We start from the raw sequence: 19,911 nt of genomic DNA, 5'->3' as shown, positions 1-19,911 counted from the left end.
GTTGCCACCGGGATCGATGACTGTCAATATCGAGGCATGTCGAAACAAGCTGGTCTGCTGCCGCTGGTCGGGCAGGGCGACGACGAGACGGCGGCGTGCTGCGCGCCGATGGTCCGCGAGCCCCTGGGCGAGGAGAGCGCGGTCGAGCTGTCGCGGATGTTCAAGGCGCTCGGGGATCCCGTCCGGCTGCGACTCCTCTCGCTGATCGCCTCGCACGAGGGCGGCGAGGCGTGCGTCTGCGATCTGACCGGCCCCTTCGACGTCTCCCAGCCGACCATCTCCCACCACCTCAAGGTGCTCCGCGAGGCCGGCCTCGTCGACTCCGAGCGGCGCGGGACCTGGGTCTACTACTGGGTGCTGCCCGACGCCCTGGCCCGGCTGTCCGCGCTGCTCCAGATCCCCGCCGCGCCCGCGAGGGACCGGGCGTGAACGCCCCTCTGATCCGGCGTGCGGCGGCCGAGTGCCTCGGTACGGCCGCCCTGGTCGCCGTGGTGGTCGGCTCCGGCATCCAGGCGACCGGGCTCACCCAGGACGTCGGCCTCCAGCTCCTCGCCAACTGCCTGGCGACCGTCTTCGGCCTGGGCGTGCTCATCGCCCTGCTCGGCCCGGTGTCCGGTGCGCACTTCAACCCGGCCGTGACGCTCGCCGCCTGGTACGACGGCGACGGCCCGTCCCTCCGCGAGGCGGCCGCCTACATACCCGCCCAGATCGCCGGGGCGATCGGCGGCGCGGTGCTCGCGGACGCGATGTTCGGCCGACCCCTGGTGGAGTTCTCCACCCACGACCGCTCCGCCGGGCACCTCTGGCCGGCCGAGGCCGTGGCCACGGCAGGACTGGTCTGGCTGGTCTTCGGCCTGACCCGCGCGGGCCGCACCCACCTCGCCCCGATCCTCGTCGCCTCGTACGTCGGTGCGGCGTACTGGTTCACCTCGTCCACCGGCTTCGCCAACCCGGCCGTGACGATCGGACGCGCCTTCACGGACACCTTCGCCGGGATCGCCCCCGCCTCCGTCGCCCCCTTCGTCGGCGCCCAGCTCCTCGGGGCCGCCGCGGGCCTCGTCCTGGTCGCGGTCACCTTCGGCCGCCGCCCCGCCCCCACCCGTACCGTCGCGGAAGCGGCAGAAAGCGTCCTGGTCCCATGAGCACCCCCGCCGCCCCCTCGGTCCTGTTCGTCTGCGTGCACAACGCCGGCCGCTCCCAGATGGCCGCGGCCTTCCTCGCCCGCCTCGGCGGCGACCGCGTGCGGGTCCGCTCCGCGGGCTCCGCCCCGGCCGACACGGTCAACCCGGCCGTGGTCGAAGCCATGCGCGAGGCCGGCATCGACATCACCGCCGAGACCCCCAAGACCCTCACCGCGGAAGCGGTCGAGTCCTCCGACGTCGTCATCACCATGGGCTGCGGGGACGCCTGCCCCGTCTTCCCCGGCAAGCGCTACCTCGACTGGCGGCTCGCCGACCCCGCCGGCCAGGGCGTCGAAGCCGTACGCCCCATCCGCGACGAGATCGAGCGCCGCGTCCGCGGCCTCCTCGCCGAACTCGACGCCGAGGACCGCGCATGACCACCCCGCCGCCCGGCCCCCGCGTCGTGCCCATGGGGCCGGAGCACGCCGAACAGGTCCTCGCGATCTACCGACTGGGCATCGACGAGGGGAACGCCACCTTCGAGACCACCGCCCCGACGTGGGAGGCGTTCGACGCGGCCAAGCTGCCCGCGCACCGGCTGGTCGCCGTCGACGACGGCGGCGACCGGGTGCTCGGCTGGGCCGCCGTGTCGGCGGTCTCCGACCGGTGCGCGTACGCCGGCGTCGTCGAGCACTCCGTCTACGTCCACCCCGAGGCCCGAGGCCGCCGCGTCGGCCTGGCCCTGCTGACCGCCCTCCTGGCCTCCACCGAGTCGGCGGGCATCTGGACCGTCCAGTCGGGCGTCTTCCCCGAGAACACCGCCAGCCTCGCCCTCCACCGACGGGCCGGCTTCCGCGTCATCGGCACCCGCGAACGCATCGGCCGCCACCACGGCGTCTGGCGCGACGTCCTCCTCCTCGAACACCGCAGCCCACGGATCACCTGAGAACGGGTCCGCCCACCAGCTCTCCCCGCCGGGGCAGTTCACCGCCGGCGTCCCCACGAGACGCCGGCCGACCTCCTCGTCCCCGGCCCCCGCACGGCAGCACGCCGCACGACCCGGCACGACCTCCGCGGCCCGCTCGCCCCCGCCCCCTTGCTGTCGGCCGAAAATCGCTCTTGACCAGCAAAAAGACCCTCCCGAAGGAGGGTCTTCGCCGTGCGCCCCCGGCAGGACTCGAACCTGCGGCCAAGTGCTTAGAAGGGACTAGGCCGCAGCAGCACGCCTGGGCCGCTGACCAGCCACTTCGATGCTCTCTGATGCGCTCTCTCGGAGCCTCCCCCGCGCATCCACCGGAGGGCCTGGTTCCGGGTGTTGGCAGAGCACGTTCCATCTAGTTTCTGAATCATCGCGACTCAAGCGACTCATCGCGTCTCAGTGCAGGTCAGAGGGGATGCCCACGAGACGAGCATCGTGACTCATCGCGTCTCAGATTGCGACTCAGCCCGCAGCACAGAAGAGACCACCGCGCGCGGCGGGCTGGTGGTCTCTTCAAGCACGACGGGGTCCTGCCCGTGATCGAGAGACCAGGGCCCGCAGCTTGTTGCTTCCATCTCCCGGCACCTGGAGCGTGCGACTACTGCGCTTCCGCTTGGACCTGAAGTACCAGAGAAAGGTCTGTGGTTCGGCTGATCGGGCGGGGAGTATCGGCCTACGCTGGGCTTCTTGTCCGCTGGTGTGTGGAGGTGTCGTCGTGTTGGTTGAGGGTTTGATGGCGGTGGCTGCGGCTGGTGGCGGGGCGATCGTGCAGGCGGCGGCGACCGATGCCTGGGCCGGGATGCGCAGCGGCGTGGCGCGGATCCTCGGGCGCGGCGACACGGGCCGTGAACAGGCTGAGTTGGAACGGCTGGATCAGACGCGGGCCGAGTTGGAGTCGGCCGGTGACGGCGCTGGGGCAGAGCGAGTACAGACGGTTCTTGTGACGCGCTGGCAGACCCGCTTGGAGATGCTTCTCGAGCAGCTTCCGGATGGGGAGCGACAGCAGGTGGCTGCTGAGCTGCAGGCTCTGGTCGAGCAGATTCGATCCCAGGCTCCGTCACAGAGCACGCACAACGACTTCAGCAACGCGACGTTCACCGACAGCCAGGTTCTCGGCAGCGGCACGCAGAACAACACGATCAACCGGTAGCGAGGCGGGCGGTATGGGGGCGAAGAAGAAGTCCGGCAAGCGCAAGAACGGCGGTACGAAGAAAAAACTTCCGGGACAAGGACAGTGGGCCGGGAACAGCTTCGTGGGGGCGTCGTTCGAACGCAGTCAGGTGCTCGGTAGCGGGACGCAGAGCACGAAGATCAACGTGCAGGCATATGCGGCGGTGCCGACCGCGTTGAACGCGCTGCCGGGGCTGCCGCAGGAGTTCACCGGCCGTGAGGACGAGATCGCGAAGATTCTTTCTCTGCTGAGCCCGGGGAACGGTGCGGGTGCGGCGGTCGGGTCGGTCGCGGGGCTGCCGGGTGTTGGCAAGACCACGCTCGCTTACGCCGTAGGTCATGCCGCGCTCGACAAGGGCTGGTTCACCGGTGTGCAGTTGGTGAACCTGCGGGGCTACGACCCGAACCCTGTGCCGCCGCAGGACGCGCTGGAGGCATTGCTGCGAGCCTTGGGTGTCGCGGCCGACCACATTCCGCCAACTCTCGACGAGCGTGCGGGGCTTTATCGCTCTCAACTCGATGCCCTTGCGAGAGACGGGGAGCGTTTTCTGATCCTGGCAGACAACGCCTCCACCTCCGAGCAGATCCGGCCGCTGCTGCCGGCCCGTCACCACGCGGTGCTGGTGACCTCCCGCCACACGTTGCCTGGGCTCGGCGCCCGGCTGGTCAATCTCCATCCTCTGCAGCCGGATGCCGCTGTCGATCTCTTGCAGCAGCGACTGGAAGTCGCCGATCCCGACGACCGGCGCGTCGAGGAAGAGCCCGCGGCCGCGGAGGAACTCGCCGCGCTCTGCGGTTACCTGCCCCTAGCGCTGCAGATCGCTGCGGCTCTTCTCGCTGACGACCCATATCAGCCACTTTCCGAGCGGGTGCGGATGCTCGCCGACGCTGGCAGCCGTCTCGGTGGCCTCGACGACGGTGAGCGCAACCTGCGCGCAGTCTTCGATGAATGCCTTACCCGCCTCACCCACCAGCAGGCCGACCTCTATCGCCTTCTTGGTCTCCACGCCGGCCCTGATATTTCCACACCTGCCGTCGCGGCCCTCACTAACCAGCCTGCCGAACAGATCACTCTGCTACTGAGGCAATTGGTTCAGGCGCGGCTTCTCATCCAGAACAGTCAGGCACGCGACCGCTGGTCCATGCACGACCTCTTGCGTGTACATGCCCAGGAGCAGGCCCGGGGCAGCATGGACGGTGGCCGCGCCTCTCGTAGGCGCATGGAACAGGCACGCACGCGGCTAACTGACTACTACATCCGCCACGCAGAAGCGGCCAACACCCATCTGCGCCCGCCCGGTCGGCCTGTGTCTACGCTGTTTGCCAGCAGGGAGCATGCGTTGGCGTGGTTCGATGCCGAACGTGAGAATCTTCTCGCCACCGCCCACGCTAATCTCGGCACCCACGAAGATACGGCCCGTTTTGGATTCGCTCTTGGTCGCTACCTGGAATGGCGACGGCGCCTGCAGGACTTGCTCACCATGCGTGCCCATGCGCTCAATTCCTGCCAGGCGCTTGGTGACACAAACAATGAAGCTGGCGCCTGGAGTAACCTCGGCGGCGTACTCAGAGAGTTTGGGCGTCACGATGAAGCACTCGAGGCCCACGAAACCTCCCTTCGTCTCTACCAGAAGATCGGTGGAATTGAGGGTCAGGCCAGTTCCTGGCAAAACATCGGCAGCGCACTATCGGACCTCAGGCGGTACGAGGAATCACTCGAGGCTAATGAAACCTCCCTCCGTCTTTACCGGCAAATCGGCGACATTCACGGCCAGGCCACGGCTTGGAACAATATCGGTACCGTGCGCAGTGAGCTCAGAAATTACGACGGATCGCTCGAGGCTCTCCAAACAGCCATCCGTCTCCACCAGCAAAATGGCGATATTCAAGGGCAGGCTACTGCCTGGAACAACCTCGGCTTCCCGTATGGTGAGATCGGGGACTACGACGGATCGCTCGAGGCTCACCAAACCGCCCTCCGCCTACATCGACAAATGGACGACATTAACGGCCAGGCCGCTGCCTGGCACAACATTGGCTTAACGCTCGGATCGCTCAAGCGGTTCGAAGAATCGATCGAGGCTAACGAGAAAGCCCTCAGTCTCCACCAGCAGATCGGCGACATTAACGGTCAAGGAAATGCCTGGAACGGCCTCGGTAACGCATTTAGAGAGCTTCATCGCTATGACGAAGCACTCGAAGCTCACGAAACCGCCCTACGCTTCCACCAGCAGAGGGGCGACGTTCGTGGTCAAGGCATGGCCTGGAACAACATTGGTACTACCTGCCGGGCTCTGGGGCGCCACGTGGAGGCCATCACAGCCGCTGAGACGGCAGTCGCAATGCTGACCCAAGCAGAGGGCTGGTCGCTCGTCGGAGAGGCATGGGGTGAACTTGCCACCACGCTGAGCGCATCCGATGGCGAGAAATCCCGAATCCAGGAGGCATGGCAGCAGTCAGCCACGGCCTACGCCCGCGGTGGCAACCATGAGGCGGCAGCTAAATCACATGCGAGCGCAGAGAGCTGCATCACGTGACATGCCCATAGTCCAGCTACTTTCATCCGGTGCTTACTGCCACCGAGGGGTCGGCGCTGCGCGACTGGACTGTGGCCCAGGTGCCGGCAGTCATCGTGAGGCGCCACGACGGCTTTCAAGGCTGAATAATGCACAGTGGCCGTACGTGCTCTGAATTGCGCGTTTCCTGAGTGTGGGGAGTCGTTTCAGGGTCCTGTGGCCCATGCAAGGCCCACAGGACCCTGAACGCCCCCTTTGCTGATACCGGGCTCTGCCGAGGGTCAGGCGCTCTCGATCAGGTGCCGTCCATCGTGTACACGAACATACGGCGCGCTCACCACGTCCAACGCGTCCAGGATCCGCACGGCGTACACCTCACCCATCCGCGTCTCGACTTCGTCGCGCGTGAGCCACTCAACGGCCGTCGACTCGGTGGAAGTGGTCTCCTCGCCGCCGGTCGGCCTGCATCGGAAGACGAGGGCGACCACACCTCTGGTCATGTTCTTGTAAACCCCGGTCAGGCGCTCGACCTCGACGCGCATGCCGGTCTCTTCGAGTACTTCCCGGGCCGCGCCTTGCTCGGGCTGTTCGTCCAGTTCGAGCACCCCGCCAGGGGGCTCCCAGGTGCCGTTGTCCGCGCGCCGGATCGCGAGGATGCGGCCGTCTTCCCGCACCACCACTCCAGCTACCGACACCGAGTGCAGCGGCATAGTTGCGCCCTCCAGTAGCGTTGCTTATGTATAGGAGTTTAGGAGGAACTGAAGGACATGGCATCCACCCCCGCACGGGACTCCGGAAAGCCTCGGTATCTCCAGATCGCCGATGATCTCGTCCAGCAGATCAAGGAGGCTGTGCTTGAGCCCGGCGAGCAGGTACCGAGCGAGTCGGACCTCATGAAGAAGTACGCGGCCTCGCAGGGCACCGTACGGAAGGCGATGGCCGAGCTTCGGGCCACGGGCCTTATCGACACCCTCCACGGCAAGGGCTCCTTCGTGAAGCGCCGGCCACCGGTCCGCCGGAAGTCGTCCGATCGGTTCAGGAGGGCCCACCGTACGGCCGGCAAGGCCGCCTACCTGGCCGAAGCCGAGCAGTCCGGCAGCAAGCCCAGCGTCAGCGTGCTGTACGTCGGCCCGGTCGATGCGCCGACGGATATCGCCGAACGGCTGTCGGTCCCCACCGGCTCCAAGATCCTCGCCCGGCGCCGCCTGTACTTCAGCGACGGCATCCCGACCGAGGAGGCGATCTCCTACCTGCCGTGGGATGTCGCCAAGGACATCCCGCAACTCTTCGAGGAGAACCCGGGTGGCGGAGGCATCTACGCACGCCTGGAGGAGCATGGTCACTCGCTGGTCGAGTTCACTGAGACGGTCCGCGTGCGTCTCGCCACCAAGCAGGAAGTCGCAGCCCTGAGCCTCAGCCCCGGGTCACCCATCATCCACCTGACCAGGAACGCCGAATCCTCGAATGGCCGAGTAGTAGAGGTCTGCGACACCTTCATGGCCGCTGACCAGTTCGTTCTGGAGTACCGCATCCCCGCCGGTGACTGAAAACAGGCAGCTCTGAGCCCAACCCGCCGCGCCACGGACGTACGGCGGGTTGACTCATGTGCAGGAGTTGGCCACTCTCGTACACATCACTCCTGCACATGAGTGCAGGAGTGCAGGAGTTACCTATGTCGCCCGGAGGGCTCTCGAGAGGGGCTCGATGGAAGCGCCAGTCACGGTTGAGAACTGAACAGTGGACACAGGCATCTGCGACAAGCCGTAGGCCCTGCCGCGCGAGCAGCAAGCACCTTTTCCCAGGCCGCCCTTGTGGGGCGGACAAGCGATCCGTACGTGCGGTGAGACAAGGGCGAAGATCGCGACCAACGCCACGCACCATGTCCGCCCCTGGAGGCCGACGTGAAGCGCTTAAGACCCTGGGCGCCGCCCCCGCTTGACCGGCGGGAGTGGCCGCGCCCACCGCGTCACCTGGCTACCGCAGCCGCTCGGCTGCGGCCGGCTGCCTCCTCCGCCCGTCCGGGCCCCGCTTGGGGTGCCGTACGGGCGGGGTGGTGGGGAGCCGGAAGTACCCACGACTCCAACGGCGAGAGGCCCCGGTGCTCGAACACCGGGGCCTCGGTTCGGGCCGTTCCAACCCGGTGAAAGGAAGTACGACCCATGAACGTGATCGTTGCTGGTCAGAGGATCGTTACCAGGGCCGAGCTGATCGAGGCCGCGCTCGGCTTCGACGCCGACCCCGTCGAGCCGCTGGAGTTCGACTCGGCCGCCGGCCAGGACGCGCTGCGCGACCTCGTCGCCACCCTGGAGACCGAGGCCGTGACCGAGGTCGACGCCGAGGACCTCGCGCACTACCGGGGCCTGCTCGGCGCCCGGGTGCTGGCCTTCCCCCGCCGCTCCGCCCTCGGCTTCGAGCGGGGTGCCGCGTGAACACCATCGCCTACTACGTGCTGCTGTCGCTGTGCATCGGCGTCGAGATCTGGGGCGCCGTCGCCGGCATGAACGACGTCATGTTCGTCGGCGCGATCGCGGCGTTCGGTGTGTGGGGTGTCGACCGGCTCCTGCTCCGCGCCGACCGCTACGAGGAGTTCGCCGGGGCGGGTGAGGAGCGGTGAAGACGCTCGCCCAGGTGCTGCTGTTCGTCCTCACTGTCCTGGAGCTCTCGCTCGGCCTGCTGGCCGGGACGGTCGCTCTGCTCAGCCTGATCACCGAGACGGTCGCCCGCGCGGTCGCCGGTCTCGACGAGGCCTTCGCCCGCCGGTTCCGGCTCGCCCGTCTCTCCCCGAAGCTCCGCCAGGAGCTCGCCGACGTCCTGTACGGGATCACGACGACGCCCGCCGGAGGTACCCGATGAGCACCTACCGCGAGGACCGGCGGGCCGACCGGGCCGCCGAGCGGGCTCAGGACCGCGAGGACCGCCGCCTGGAGCTGGAGGCCGCCGCCCAGCGCGAGCAGATCAAGGCGGAGGAGCGGCGCAAGGACGCCGAGGCCAAGCGGCGTCAGGAGCAGGCCGACCGCAAGGCCAAGCAGGCCGAGCAGGCGGCGAAGAAGGCGGCCGCGGCCGCCAAGCGCGCCAAGCTGCTGCGCTGGCTGAAGACCAACCCGGCGACGCTGTTCGTGGCGTTCGTGATGGTCGCCTCTATCGTCCCGGCGATCCTGTCCCAGATCGGCGCGCTGACCGGCGCGAGGGTGGCGGCGCCGATGGCCGGCCTGCTCGCGGCGATGCTGGAGGGCGGCGCCTGGGCGATCACGTTCATGGGCAAGCAGGCCGAGGACGCCGGCCGCGAACCGCGGAAGTACCGGATCGGCACCTGGGCCGTCGCCGCCGTCGCCGCGGCGGTGAACTTCTGGCACGGCCTGGAGGCCTACGCCGCCCACCCCTGGGTCGCCTTCGTCCTCGGCGCGAGCTCGCTGTTCGCGATCTACATCTGGGACCTGAAGACCCACGGCTCCCACGGCAAGACCAAGGCGCAGAAGCAGGCGGAGAAGGCGCGCAAGGCGCACGTCTTGGCCCGGCGTAAGCACCACCCCGAGATCGTCGAGCAGGCGGTGAAGCTTCAGGCCGCGCTGCCGTTCGGGGTGCTGGACGACGAGGCGGCGTTCGCCGCCGCCTGGCGGATCCACACCGGCGCCGAGCCCGGTCTGTCGGCCGAGCTGTACGCCACCGCGACCGAGGCCGTGCTCTCGCTCGGCGCGGCGTTCGAGCTCGGCGACAACGTGCGCGAGGAGCTGCTGGAGACCGGCTTCAAGGCCGCCCGGCTCAACCCCTTCGCCGAGCTGACCCAGACCCCTACAGCCCAAGCGGGAATTGGGTCGAACCCTCCCGAACCGCCCGCCGAGAAGCCCCGTGAGACGCCCGCCCGGGGACGGTCCGACGAAGAGCTGAACGAGCTCCTGCCGGACGCCCTGAGCGCGGCCGCCGAGCTCGTCGCCGAGGGCAAGCAGATCTCCGCGACCGGTCTGGCGAAGAAGCTCCAGATCCGCCGCGAGGACGCCCTCAAGCTCCGCGACCGCGTCATCGAACAGCGCCGCCTGCACGTCGCCTGACCCACCCCACGTACGCGGGGCCCGGCCCTCGCCTGGCAGCACCGGCCGGGCCCCGCTACCTCACCAGGAGGCACCGCAAGCATGACCGAGCACCTGCCCGAAACCAACGCCCCCTTCACTCCGATCACCCCTGCCGAGCCGACGATCGCGACCGTCACCTTCCTCCACCCCGCCACCCCGCCCGCCGACGGTGACGCCTGGGAGGACTGGGAGGAGGGCGACGAGGACGACTCCTTCGACTCCGGCCCGGCCCCGGCCGGTGCGGCGCCGGTCGTCGTCCCGCCGATGCCGACCGAGCCGCCGGCCATCGGCCCGGACGACCGCACCGTCGTGCTGGAGACCGCCCGGGTCATCCTCGACAAGACCCCGGCCGCCGAGCCGGTGGTCCGGCCGGGCAAGTTCGCCGGGACCGTGGACCTGGACGACTTCGACGACGCCCCGCTGATCCCCGCCTGGATGTACTCGGCAGAGGGCTGGGCCGCCTGGGCCGGGGTCTTCTACCGGGCCCGCCGGAGGGACTTCCGCCGCTGGGTCCGCCGCCAGCCCACCAGCAAGGGTCACGTCCGCCAGTTCGGCCGCGGCGCCCGCCGCGCCCACGAGTGGGTCGTCGGCTTCGAGGGCGTGCGCGTGCAGTCCGCCGCCCACACCGCCCACGTCCTCACGAGGGAGGCCAAGCTCGCCGCCCGCCACGCCCGCTTCACCCCCCGCATCCTCGGGGCGAAGAAGGAGCTCGCGATGAAGGCCGCGGAGAAGGCGACCAAGGCCGCCGAGGAGGCCGTGCTGCTGCACAAGAAGGCGAAGAAGGACCGCAACCGCGCGAGGAACCTGCGGGCCGGCGTCGTCTACGGCCCGCCGCTCGCCGCGCTCGGCACCGGCTACGCCTACGGCGGCGGCCTCGGCCTCGCGGCCGGTCTGCTCTCGACGTTCGCCGGGGGCGCGTTCGTCGGCCGCAAGCCGTACGACGAGGAGGCGGACTGGACGAGCGACTGGCGCTCGCTCGGCGACGGCGACCGCATGACCGCCCCCATGCTCGACCAGTCCTTCCGAGCGGCGAAGGTGATCGGCTCCGAGGAGTCCCTCGGCGTCGTGCAGATGCCGATGCTCGACGCCCGCGGCGCCTGGACGGCCGTCCTCGACCTCCCGCCGGGGGTCCCGGCGAAGAAGGCGATCCGCGCGACCGACGAGCTGGCCGCCGCGTTCGGCGTCGAGGAGGCCCAGGTCTCCGTCGCCAAGCGCGGCCGCGCCGGCCGCATCGAGCTCTACGTGAGCCGCGACCTGCCGTTCACCGACAAGGCCGCCCCCGGCCCGCTCCTCGCCCTGGAGTCGCCCGCCGACTTCTGGGGCCGCATCTCCATCGGCCCCGACGTGCGCGGCATCCACCAGTCCATCTCCGTCGTCGAGCGCTCCGGCCTGATCGGCGGCGAGCCCGGCGCCGGAAAGTCCGCGTCCGGGAACACGATCCTGCTCGCGGCCGCGCTCGACCCGCGCGTCATCCTCTGGCTCGCCGACGGCAAGGGCGGCGGCGACCTGGAGCCCTTCGAGCACCTCTGCGAGCGCTACGAGGGCGACGCCGACCCCGAGGCCTTCGACACGATGCTCGACGAGCTCCTCGACGTCATGAAGGCCCGGTACACGCTGCTGAAGAAGCTCGGCAAGCGCAAGGTCACCGAGGAACTCGCGAACAAGCACCCCGAGCTGCGCCAGCTCCTGCTGTGGGTCGACGAGCTGATGCTCTACACGACCGACGACGAGTTCGGGAAGAAGATCACCCGCAAGCTCCGCAACCTCGTCTCCCGGGGCCGGGCGGCCGGGATCATCACCTTCTGCGCCACCCAGAAGCCCGGCTCCGACGTCGTCGACACCTCGCTGCGGGACCTGCTGTCGATCCGGTGGGCGCTGCGCTGCACCACCCCGGAAGCCTCGGACACGATCCTCGGCAAGGGCGCCGCCGCGTCCGGCTACAGCGCGAAGACGATCCAGTCCGAGATGCGGGGCGCCGGCCTGCTGTGGGCCGAGGGCACCAACCCGACCATGGTCCGCGCCGACTACTACACCGACGAGCAGGTCACCGCCCTCATCGAGCGGGCCACCGAGTGGCGGCGTGCGGCCGGGACCCTGCCCAGCGGGCCGGTCTCCCTCGTCGACCAGCTGCGCGCCCAGGGCGACGAGGAGGCGCTGCTCCTGGCCGCCGTCCTGGACGTCTTCGCCGCCCACGCCGGCGAGGACGGCCCGGCCGAGTGGCTGCCCGGACAGCTCCTGCTCGACGAGCTCAAGACCGCCGGCCACTCGGTCACCGCCGAGAAGCTCGGCGCCCTCGTCCAGCGCACGGACGAGGAGAAGGCCAAGCGCCCGTGGGGCGAGAAGAAGACCCGCCTCGCGGGCTACCCGCTGGCCCGCGTCGAGGCCGCCGCCACCGCCCGATTCGGGCTTACCGCCTGATTCCGACCCGGACACCACCTGGACCGGCGCCCGGATTGACCCGGAATGCCCCCGGGCGGACCGGGCTCCGACCCGGACGCCGGAGGGCCCGACCCGGCCACCCGCGTCCGGGTCGGGCCCGGATCCGTCCGGGTCGCCCACCTCTCTGGCCTGCGCAAACGCGGAGCCGTCCGGGCTTCGTCCCGGTCTCTGTCTTAGCCCAAACCGGTACATAAGGAGTCAGGCACCGTGACTGCCCAGACCCTCACCGCCCCTGCCGCCCCGGCCCCCGAGCTCGCCGACGAGGCGGTGCTTCTGGTCCGCGAGATCGAGCAGTACCTCACCGCCCGCGTCCGCACGACCGCCCACCCGCTGGTCACCAAGACCACCGCCGAACTCATCGCCGAGGCCCTCGGCACCGCCCCGGCGGCCCCGGCCGCGCCGGTCCTCACCGTCCCGGCCCGCGCGCTGCGCCTCCTGCCCGACTGGGTGCTGAATTTCCCGCTGCTCCGTCAGCTCCACGGCGGCGGACGGCAGATCAGCGTCGCCGAGCACCTGGAGCTCACCGCCCTCGTGATCGAGCGCTACGGCTGGCACCGCGGCGCGCTGCGCTCGACATCGGGCCGCCGCTGCATCCTCGGTGCCCAGGCCGTCCTGTTCCGCCTCGGCTACGGCGACGAGACCACCGCCCTGGCCGCCGGCCACCGCCTCCAGGCCGTCCTCACCGCACGCGGGATCACCGAGCCCTATCACCGCTGGAACGACGCCACCGGCCGCACCCGCGAGGAAGCCCTCGCCCTCGTCCGCACCGCCGCCACCCACGCCCGCCAGGAGGCCCACGCATGATCTCCCGTAACCGCATCCGCCAGATCCGCGCCGAGCACGACTCCGAGCACCGCACCCACGAGTGGGCCGACCGCGTCATCGACGAGCTCCTGACCGAGGCCGAGACCCGCCACGCCGTCCACACCGCCGTGCACGGCATGACCGACTCCAAGGGCCGGACCCTCGCCCAGCGCATCACCGCCGTGCACCGGTACGGCACGCCGCCCACCGCCGCCGAGCTCGACCAGGCGCATGACTTGCTCGTCCTGCTCCTGGCGGCCGGCGCCCAGTACGGGCTCACGCTCGACGACTGGGACCTGCTCGCCGACCTCCCCGGCGCCTGCCGCGACCTGATCCACCACAAGCGCCACTGACCGCACCCCGTCCCCGAAAGGAGAACCGCCGTGGCCATCACCGTCTCGCTCGTCGCCCTCTTCGGACTCGTCCTGTACTTCCTCCTGCGCGCCGGAAACCTTGGCTACGGCTCGGCGTTCATCGCCGCCGGATTCGGGTTTTTCCTCGCCTCCACCGGCGCCGCCACCCCCATCGACCAGCTCACCAACAGCGTCATCGACGCCCTCTCCACCTTCTGAGGAGAACCTGCGTCCCGTACCAACCCATAGCTACGCCGAGGGCGGCCCCTCATCTCGCCAAAGAAACCGGGGCCGCCCTCGCTCACCAGCACCGTCAATAGAACTGGAGACACCCAGCATGACCCATCCGATCCCGATCCGGCGAGATGGACGCCACCTCGCCACCGCGCTGCATCTCGCGGCGGGCCGCGTGCCGGTGCTGCCGCTGCGAGCGGGGAAGGGCCCGTTCGGCAACTGCCCCGACTGCGCCGACAACGCGTGTGGCGGCCGGCCGAACATGAAGGCCCCCGGGCCTTGCTCCTGCCCGCGTCCGTGTCACGCCTGGGCTGCCGCCACTACCGACCCCCGCGTCCTCGCCTCGCCCGCATGGGCGATGGCCTGGCGCGGCGCGGGAGTCGTCGGGTACCACCCGGGCGGCGCCGGGGTCACCGTGGTCGACCTGGACGACGTCGACGCCGTCACCTGGGCCCGCACCACCCTGCCGCCCACTCGCACCGTGGCCACGACGCGCGGTGAACACTGGATCTATCGGGGCGTGATGCGCTCCGCCAACCACGTTCGGCCGGGCGTCGACATCAAGTCCCTCATGTCCTACGCCCGGTGGCTCGGCCCGGGCACCGGCGGCATGGCGGTGCTGCCGCCGGTCGTCCTCGCCCTCGTCGAGAGGGAAGAGCCCACCCGGCCCGGGGAGGCCGTGGACTCTTCGTCGGTGCCCCGTGCCCGGTGGGACCGGAGCGTGGCCACCGGCTGCCGCCACACCGACGCCTACATCCGCACCGGCCTCTCTCGAGGTGTCGCACACGTCCGGGCCCGCTCCGAGAAGGGCGCCGGGACGGCCGCGTACGGGGCCGCCCGGTTCCTTGCCAAGCAGCACACCGCCTGCCCCGGCCCGTGCGGGCTCGACGCCCTGGGCGAGGACCTCATCGACGCCGCCGTGTCCGTCGGCGTCCCTGAGTCGTACGCCCGCCGGGCGATCACCAACGGCCTCCAGGCGGCTCTGGGAGCAACCGCGTGACCGGCATCGAGGAGCTGCCCTCGCCGTCCAACCCGATGGCCGTCGCCCGCAGGATCGTGCCCGCCTGGCACACCGAGGACGGACACCTGCGGCTGCGCCGCTGGCGCGGGTCGTGGATGCGGTGGACCGGAACGTGCTGGCGGGAGTACGACGAGCAGCAGATGCGCGCCGGGCTCTACAAGCGCCTGGAGCACGTCACCTTCTTCGCCGGCGTCGACAAGAACGGTGAGCCGGAAATGCGGGAGTGGGCGCCGACGAAGACGAAGATCAGCAACCTGCTCGACGCGCTGAGCGCCATTACCCTCCTGCCCTCGGACGTGGATGCGCCGTCGTGGATCGACGGCGAGCACGACCGCAATGACACCAGCCCGATCGTCGCCTGCCGGAACGGACTCCTGCGGATCCGGGATCGTGAGCTCCTGCCGCACGGGCCCGGGTTCTTCAACTTGGTCTCCGTCCCGTATGACTACGACCCCGCCGCGACCGCGCCCACGTGGGAGGCGTTTCTGGCGGGGATCTGGCCGAACGACCCCGAGTCCATCGCCGCCCTTCAAGAGTGGTTCGGCTACGTGCTCTCCGGCCGGACCGACCAGCAGAAGATCCTGCTCATGAAGGGCCCTTCCCGCTCCGGGAAAGGCACCATCGCCCGGATCCTGAAGGAGCTGGTCGGCAAGGAGAACCTCGCCGGTCCCACGCTCGCCGGCCTGGGCACGAACTTCGGGCTCTCTACCCTCGTCGGCAAGCCGCTCGCCGTCATCTCCGACGCCCGCCTGTCCGGCGACGGCGGCCAGGTCGTCGAGCGGCTGCTGACCATCTCCGGCGAGGACACGATCGACATCGATCGGAAGTACCGCGAGCCCTGGACCGGGAAGCTCCCGACCCGGCTCATGGTGCTGACCAACGAGCTGCCGAACTTCGGCGACTCCTCCGGCGTCATCGCCCGCCGGTTCATCGTCCTCAACATGACCGTCTCCTGGCTCGGCAAGGAGGACACCGGCCTGACCGGCAAGCTCGCTGCGGAGATGCCCGGCATCATCAATTGGGCCCTCGACGGCCTCGCCCGCCTGGAGCGCACCGGCCGGATCACCGAGCCCGCCTCCTCGCAGGACGCCGTCACGATGATGCAGGACACCGCCTCGCCCACCTCCGCGTTCGTCCGCGAGCGCTGCACCACCGGCCCCACCCATGAAGTCCCCGTGGACGTCCTGTGGGCTGCCTGGCGCGAGTGGGCCGAGGACAACGGCGTGAAGGTCATCGGGAGCAAGCAGCTCTTCGGCCGCAACCTGCTCTCCGTCGTCCCCCAGCTCCACCGCACCCGGCCCCGCGACGCTTACGGCCGTCAGGTGGCCAAGTACTCCGGAATCACCCTCAACCCGACTTCCTGAGCGACTTGAGTCGCTTGAGTCGCGACTCAGTGCAATGTCATCCCAACTTTTTCGCCCGAGGAGGGCACTAGATGGCTGGCACGGCCAAGGCCCGCGAGATGCTCACCGTCCCCGAGATCTGCGAGGAACTCGGCATCAGCAGCTCGACCTTCTACGACTGGCGCCTGAAGCGGCGCGCACCCCGCTGCATCAAGCTCCCGAACGGAGCCCTCCGCGTCCGCCGGGTCGACCTGGAGCTCTGGCTGAACGAGCACGAGGACGCCGCTTGATGGACACGACGTACAACGTGAAGTTCTGGAAGACCGGCGTCAACGTGGGCAAGCGGAAAACCACCCACACCGTGCGCTGGGAGTTGAACGGCCGGGAGCACCGCCAGACGTTCGTCACGGCGGCCCTCGCCGAGTCCTTCCGCGCCGGGCTGGTGTCCGCGGCGCGGAAGGGGGAGGCGTTCAGCCTCTCCACCGGGCTCCCGGTCTCGCACATCTCCCAGGCGGCCGGCGTGACGTGGTACGACTTCGCGATCCAGTTCGTGGATCAGCTCTGGGGGCGGACGTCCGCGAACAACCGGCGGAACGTGGCGAAGGCGCTCACGCCTGTCACGATCGCCCTGCTCCGATCCCAGCCCACCGCGTTCAAGGGCGTCGACGTGCGCCGGGCCCTCCGCGAGTACGCCTTCAACACCCTGCGGCGCGACCAGGCCCCGCCGGAGATCGCTGTGATCCTGCAGTGGGTGGAGCGGAACTCGCTCACCATGGCGGCCTGGGAGGACGAGGGCACCGTGGAGATGGTGCTGCGGGCCGCCGGGACGAAGCTGGACGGGACCCCCGTGGCCGCCAGCACGGCACGGCGCACTAAGCGGGTCCTGAACGTCCTCATCGAGCACGCCATCAAGAAGAAGGTGCTCAAGGAGAACCCGCTTCCGAAGGGGAAGGGCGCCGGCGCCGCCGCGTCCAAGACCTCCTCGGCCGTCGACAAGCGCTCCCTGCTCAACAAGGAGCAGGCCGCCAAGCTCCTCGGCTGGGTCTACGCCCGGCCGAGGGGCGGCCCGCGGCTGCACGCCTTCTTCGCCACGATGTACTACGCCGGCGCCAGGCCCGAGGAGGTTGTGGCGATCGATGTCGGCGACGTCCGCCTGCCCGACGCGGACGCCGACGACCAGTGGGGCGAGCTGCTGCTCCACACCGCCCACCCCGAGGTCGGCAGGCAGTGGACGGACACGGGGGAGGTGCGCGAGCAGCGCGGCCTCAAGGGACGGGCCGCCGACGACACCCGGACGGTGCCCTGCCGCCCCGCCCTGACGCGGATCCTCCGGGCCCACATCGAGAAGGAGGCGCTGAAGCCTGGTGAGCTGCTGATGCAGGGGGAGAAGGGCGGGGACCTCGCCGGGTCCGTGATCCGGCGAGCGTGGCGGCGGGCTCGGAAGGAAGTGCTCACGCCGTACGAGTTCGGCTCCCCGCTCGGCCGGCGCGTGTACGACCTCCGCCACACCTGCTTGACGAACTGGCTCAATGCCGGCGTCCCACCCGCGACCGTGGCCGAGTGGGCGGGCAACAGCGTCCCCGTCCTCCTCGCCACCTACGCCCGGTGCATCGACGGACAGCTCGACGACCTGAAGCAGCGGATCGAGGGAGCGGGGGAGCTGCCCGACCCTGCCGCGGCGGGGGTCTGAAAACTCCACCGCGTATTCACCGAGGCCACCCGCAGAAACGCAGGATGAGCCGGAGCCAGCCGGATACGTCCGCTGCCCGCCAGGGGGCGTATCCGGCTCCGGCCCGCTCTCCGGAAACCTGCTCTGACCAGCAAAAAGGACCCTCCCGAAGGAGGGTCCCGATCTTGCGCCCCCGGCAGGACTCGAACCTGCGGCCAAGTGCTTAGAAGGCACCTGCTCTATCCACTGAGCTACGGGGGCCGGGTGGTGGCCGTGTGGCCAGGAGCCCCTGGTGGGTGGGGTGTGCCTGCCGGGACAAGGATAGGGCTCCGATCGCCTTGGCCCGGTTGCTTCACCTGCGTGGCACGATGTGGAGGTTCGGTGAAGCGAACCGATAATCGCAGGCAGGTGCGATTCGCGCAGCGGTTTTCACGTCGCTCGGGGCGGGTGTTGTGCACTCGTTATGCCCGGCCTTCCGGTCGCCACCCTTCTCTTCGGCGCGCAGGGTACTCATACGCTTCAAAAACACTCATAAATTGGGCATTCTTCGCATGTGGTGACCTTGGACGAACGGCCTCAGCTGATCGACGCACTTTCCGCCCTGCGCGACCGTGTCGCCGCCGTGCGTCTCCCACTGCCCCTTCCCGACACCCCACGCGCCCGCCAGACCCGGACCGAGTTGCTCGCCCAGCTCGACGACTACCTGGTGCCCCGGCTGAAGGACCCCGACGCCCCGCTCCTCGCGGTCGTCGGCGGATCCACCGGAGCCGGCAAGTCCACCCTCGTCAACTCCCTTGTCGGGCGCCGCGTCAGCGAGGCGGGAGTGCTCAGACCCACCACCCGGACACCCGTCCTCGTCTGCCACCCCGAGGACCACCACTGGTTCGCCGGGATGCGGGTCCTCCCGCAGCTGACCCGCGTCTGGCTGCCCCAGGCCGACGAGGACCACCCCGTCGACGAACCCGCCCCCGAGGAGAACGCGCTGCGCGTCGAGACGGCCTCCTCGCTGCCCCGGGGGCTCGCCCTGCTCGACGCGCCCGACATCGACTCCCTCGTCGTCGAGAACCGGCTCCTCGCCGCCGAGTTGATCTGCGCCGCCGACGTCTGGGTCATGGTCACCACCGCCTCGCGGTACGCCGACGCCGTGCCCTGGCACCTGCTCCGTACCGCCAAGGAGTACGACGCCACCCTCGTCACCGTCCTCGACCGCGTCCCCCACCAGGTCATCGGCGAGGTCTCCCGGCAGTACGCGGCGCTGCTCGACAAGGCCGGCCTCGGCCACGTGCCCCGGTTCACCATCCCCGAGCTGCCCGAGTCCGCGTGCGGCGGCAGCGGACTGCTGCCCGAGAGCGCCGTCGCCGAGCTGCGCGCCTGGCTCGCCCACCGCGCCCAGGACCCGGCCGCCCGCCAGCAGGCCGCCGACCGGACCGCCTCCGGGGTCATCGACTCCCTCGACACCCGGCTGCCCGAGCTGGCCGGCGCGGTCGCCGCCCAGTACGCCGCGGCCGTCCGCCTCGGCGGCGTCGTCGAGGCCGCCTACCGCGAGCAGGGCAAGCGGGTGCGCAAGGAGCTCGGCCGCGGCGCCGTCCTCGCCGGCGACGCCCGCACCCGCTGGCGCGCCTACCCCCGCGACAGCACCTCCGAGGAGCTCCTGGACGCCCTCACCGAGTCCCTCGCCGCCCTCCTCCACTGCGCGGTCTCCGCGGCCGAGGAGCACGTCCGGGACACCTGGCGCCGCGAACCCGCCTCCGCGCCCCTCGGCCCGCCGCGGGCCGGCGCCGACCGGGAGGCGGCGGAGCGGATCGGCGTCGCGGCGCGGCGCTGGCGCCGTGAGCTGGAGGAGCTGGCAGAGGAGGAGGCACGGGGCGTCGACCGCCCCCCGGGGTCCCGCCGCTCCGGCTCCCGTTCCTCCGGCGCCGTCCCCGAGCCCGACACCGTCGCCGCGCTCCTCGCCACCTCCCTCCTCGGCGGCCGCCGCGCCCGCGCCGCCGGAGAACGCCTCGCCGAACTCCTCGGCGCCCAGACCGCCCTGCGGCTGCGCGACAAGGGCGGCGAACTCGTCCTCTCGTACGTCGACCGCGTCCTGCACGCCGAGCGCGACCGCCGCCTCGCCCCCCTCGACGCCCTCGACGTGACCCCCGAGCCGCAGGCGGAGCTGATCGCCGCGCTCTCCGTACTGCAGAAGGAGAAGTGAC

General features: G+C 70.1%; 21 protein-coding genes and 1 tRNA gene. 20 read left to right on the top strand and 2 right to left on the bottom strand.

Annotation, left to right across the window (positions count from 1 at the left end):
• The first annotated feature begins 36 nt into the window (after window positions 1–36).
• The 6 genes from ACIGW4_RS09160 to ACIGW4_RS09135 all read left to right on the top strand — a co-directional run bounded on the left by ACIGW4_RS09160 (window position 37) and on the right by ACIGW4_RS09135 (window position 5,807).
• On the top strand, window positions 37–429 hold the full coding sequence (locus tag ACIGW4_RS09160) for an ArsR/SmtB family transcription factor (RefSeq protein ID WP_398708656.1): 393 nt from the start codon (window positions 37–39) through the stop codon (window positions 427–429).
• A complete protein-coding gene (locus ACIGW4_RS09155) occupies window positions 426–1,142 on the top strand; it encodes an aquaporin (protein WP_399579425.1) in 717 nt (238 codons plus the stop codon). Before ACIGW4_RS09160 ends, ACIGW4_RS09155 begins: the two co-directional genes overlap by 4 nt.
• Window positions 1,139–1,558, top strand: a complete 420-nt coding sequence (locus tag ACIGW4_RS09150; protein WP_123452447.1) for an arsenate reductase ArsC — start codon at window positions 1,139–1,141, stop codon at window positions 1,556–1,558. The genes ACIGW4_RS09155 and ACIGW4_RS09150 overlap by 4 nt, the downstream gene beginning before the upstream one ends.
• Window positions 1,555–2,067 carry a GNAT family N-acetyltransferase gene (locus ACIGW4_RS09145; protein WP_123452445.1) on the top strand — a complete coding sequence of 171 codons (513 nt, stop codon included), beginning with the start codon at window positions 1,555–1,557 and terminating at the stop codon, window positions 2,065–2,067. Before ACIGW4_RS09150 ends, ACIGW4_RS09145 begins: the two co-directional genes overlap by 4 nt.
• Window positions 2,068–2,815: 748 nt before the next feature.
• The gene (locus ACIGW4_RS09140; RefSeq protein WP_399579421.1) at window positions 2,816–3,250 is read left to right on the top strand and encodes a hypothetical protein; all 435 of its coding nucleotides are present in this window, start codon (window positions 2,816–2,818) and stop codon (window positions 3,248–3,250) included.
• 13 nt (window positions 3,251–3,263) lie between these two features.
• On the top strand, window positions 3,264–5,807 hold the full coding sequence (locus tag ACIGW4_RS09135) for a tetratricopeptide repeat protein (RefSeq protein WP_399579419.1): 2,544 nt from the start codon (window positions 3,264–3,266) through the stop codon (window positions 5,805–5,807).
• Window positions 5,808–6,067: 260 nt separating this feature from the next.
• Here the strand turns inward: ACIGW4_RS09135 and ACIGW4_RS09130 are convergent, their stop codons facing one another.
• Entirely contained in the window at window positions 6,068–6,496 is a 429-nt protein-coding gene (locus tag ACIGW4_RS09130) for an NUDIX hydrolase (protein ID WP_399579416.1), read from the bottom strand.
• A 57-nt stretch (window positions 6,497–6,553) separates the two neighbouring features.
• Here ACIGW4_RS09130 and ACIGW4_RS09125 point away from each other — a divergent pair, with 57 nt between their 5' ends.
• The 13 genes from ACIGW4_RS09125 to ACIGW4_RS09065 all read left to right on the top strand — a co-directional run bounded on the left by ACIGW4_RS09125 (window position 6,554) and on the right by ACIGW4_RS09065 (window position 17,737).
• Complete coding sequence (locus tag ACIGW4_RS09125; RefSeq protein ID WP_399579414.1) at window positions 6,554–7,333, top strand: GntR family transcriptional regulator; 780 nt, start codon at window positions 6,554–6,556, stop codon at window positions 7,331–7,333.
• A gap of 612 nt (window positions 7,334–7,945) precedes the next feature.
• Window positions 7,946–8,215 (top strand): hypothetical protein, encoded by a 270-nt coding sequence (locus tag ACIGW4_RS09120; RefSeq protein WP_399579412.1) that lies wholly within the window; start codon window positions 7,946–7,948, stop codon window positions 8,213–8,215.
• A complete protein-coding gene (locus ACIGW4_RS09115) occupies window positions 8,212–8,400 on the top strand; it encodes a hypothetical protein (RefSeq protein ID WP_399579409.1) in 189 nt (62 codons plus the stop codon). Before ACIGW4_RS09120 ends, ACIGW4_RS09115 begins: the two co-directional genes overlap by 4 nt.
• Entirely contained in the window at window positions 8,397–8,639 is a 243-nt protein-coding gene (locus ACIGW4_RS09110; RefSeq protein ID WP_399579407.1) for a hypothetical protein, read from the top strand. The genes ACIGW4_RS09115 and ACIGW4_RS09110 overlap by 4 nt, the downstream gene beginning before the upstream one ends.
• Entirely contained in the window at window positions 8,636–9,832 is a 1,197-nt protein-coding gene (locus ACIGW4_RS09105) for a hypothetical protein (RefSeq protein WP_399579404.1), read from the top strand. Before ACIGW4_RS09110 ends, ACIGW4_RS09105 begins: the two co-directional genes overlap by 4 nt.
• A gap of 81 nt (window positions 9,833–9,913) precedes the next feature.
• Entirely contained in the window at window positions 9,914–12,271 is a 2,358-nt protein-coding gene (locus ACIGW4_RS09100) for an FtsK/SpoIIIE domain-containing protein (protein WP_399579401.1), read from the top strand.
• 228 nt (window positions 12,272–12,499) lie between these two features.
• Window positions 12,500–13,096, top strand: coding sequence for a hypothetical protein (locus tag ACIGW4_RS09095; protein WP_399579399.1), 597 nt, complete (start codon window positions 12,500–12,502; stop codon window positions 13,094–13,096).
• Window positions 13,093–13,449 (top strand): hypothetical protein, encoded by a 357-nt coding sequence (locus tag ACIGW4_RS09090; protein ID WP_399579396.1) that lies wholly within the window; start codon window positions 13,093–13,095, stop codon window positions 13,447–13,449. Before ACIGW4_RS09095 ends, ACIGW4_RS09090 begins: the two co-directional genes overlap by 4 nt.
• Window positions 13,450–13,479: 30 nt before the next feature.
• Window positions 13,480–13,668: a hypothetical protein gene (locus ACIGW4_RS09085; RefSeq protein WP_399579394.1), complete on the top strand. Its 189-nt coding sequence runs from the start codon at window positions 13,480–13,482 to the stop codon at window positions 13,666–13,668.
• 118 nt (window positions 13,669–13,786) lie between these two features.
• Window positions 13,787–14,683, top strand: coding sequence for a DNA primase (locus tag ACIGW4_RS09080; protein WP_399579391.1), 897 nt, complete (start codon window positions 13,787–13,789; stop codon window positions 14,681–14,683).
• A complete protein-coding gene (locus tag ACIGW4_RS09075) occupies window positions 14,680–16,068 on the top strand; it encodes a phage/plasmid primase, P4 family (RefSeq protein WP_399579389.1) in 1,389 nt (462 codons plus the stop codon). The genes ACIGW4_RS09080 and ACIGW4_RS09075 overlap by 4 nt, the downstream gene beginning before the upstream one ends.
• Before the next feature lie 71 nt (window positions 16,069–16,139).
• Window positions 16,140–16,337 carry a helix-turn-helix transcriptional regulator gene (locus ACIGW4_RS09070; protein WP_399579387.1) on the top strand — a complete coding sequence of 66 codons (198 nt, stop codon included), beginning with the start codon at window positions 16,140–16,142 and terminating at the stop codon, window positions 16,335–16,337.
• On the top strand, window positions 16,337–17,737 hold the full coding sequence (locus ACIGW4_RS09065) for a tyrosine-type recombinase/integrase (protein ID WP_399579385.1): 1,401 nt from the start codon (window positions 16,337–16,339) through the stop codon (window positions 17,735–17,737). Before ACIGW4_RS09070 ends, ACIGW4_RS09065 begins: the two co-directional genes overlap by 1 nt.
• Window positions 17,738–17,904: 167 nt before the next feature.
• Here the strand turns inward: ACIGW4_RS09065 and ACIGW4_RS09060 are convergent.
• Window positions 17,905–17,977 (bottom strand) — tRNA-Arg (locus tag ACIGW4_RS09060).
• 292 nt (window positions 17,978–18,269) lie between these two features.
• Between ACIGW4_RS09060 and ACIGW4_RS09055 the strand changes: the two genes are divergently transcribed.
• Window positions 18,270–19,910, top strand: coding sequence for a dynamin family protein (locus ACIGW4_RS09055; protein ID WP_359587532.1), 1,641 nt, complete (start codon window positions 18,270–18,272; stop codon window positions 19,908–19,910).
• Window position 19,911: the final 1 nt, after the last annotated feature.

This window comes from Streptomyces sp. NPDC053513, assembly GCF_044544765.1.
GTDB lineage: Bacteria > Actinomycetota > Actinomycetes > Streptomycetales > Streptomycetaceae > Streptomyces > Streptomyces litmocidini.
The sequence above is the reverse complement of the archived record's forward strand: the minus strand, read 5'-3'. Positions and strand labels throughout refer to the sequence as shown.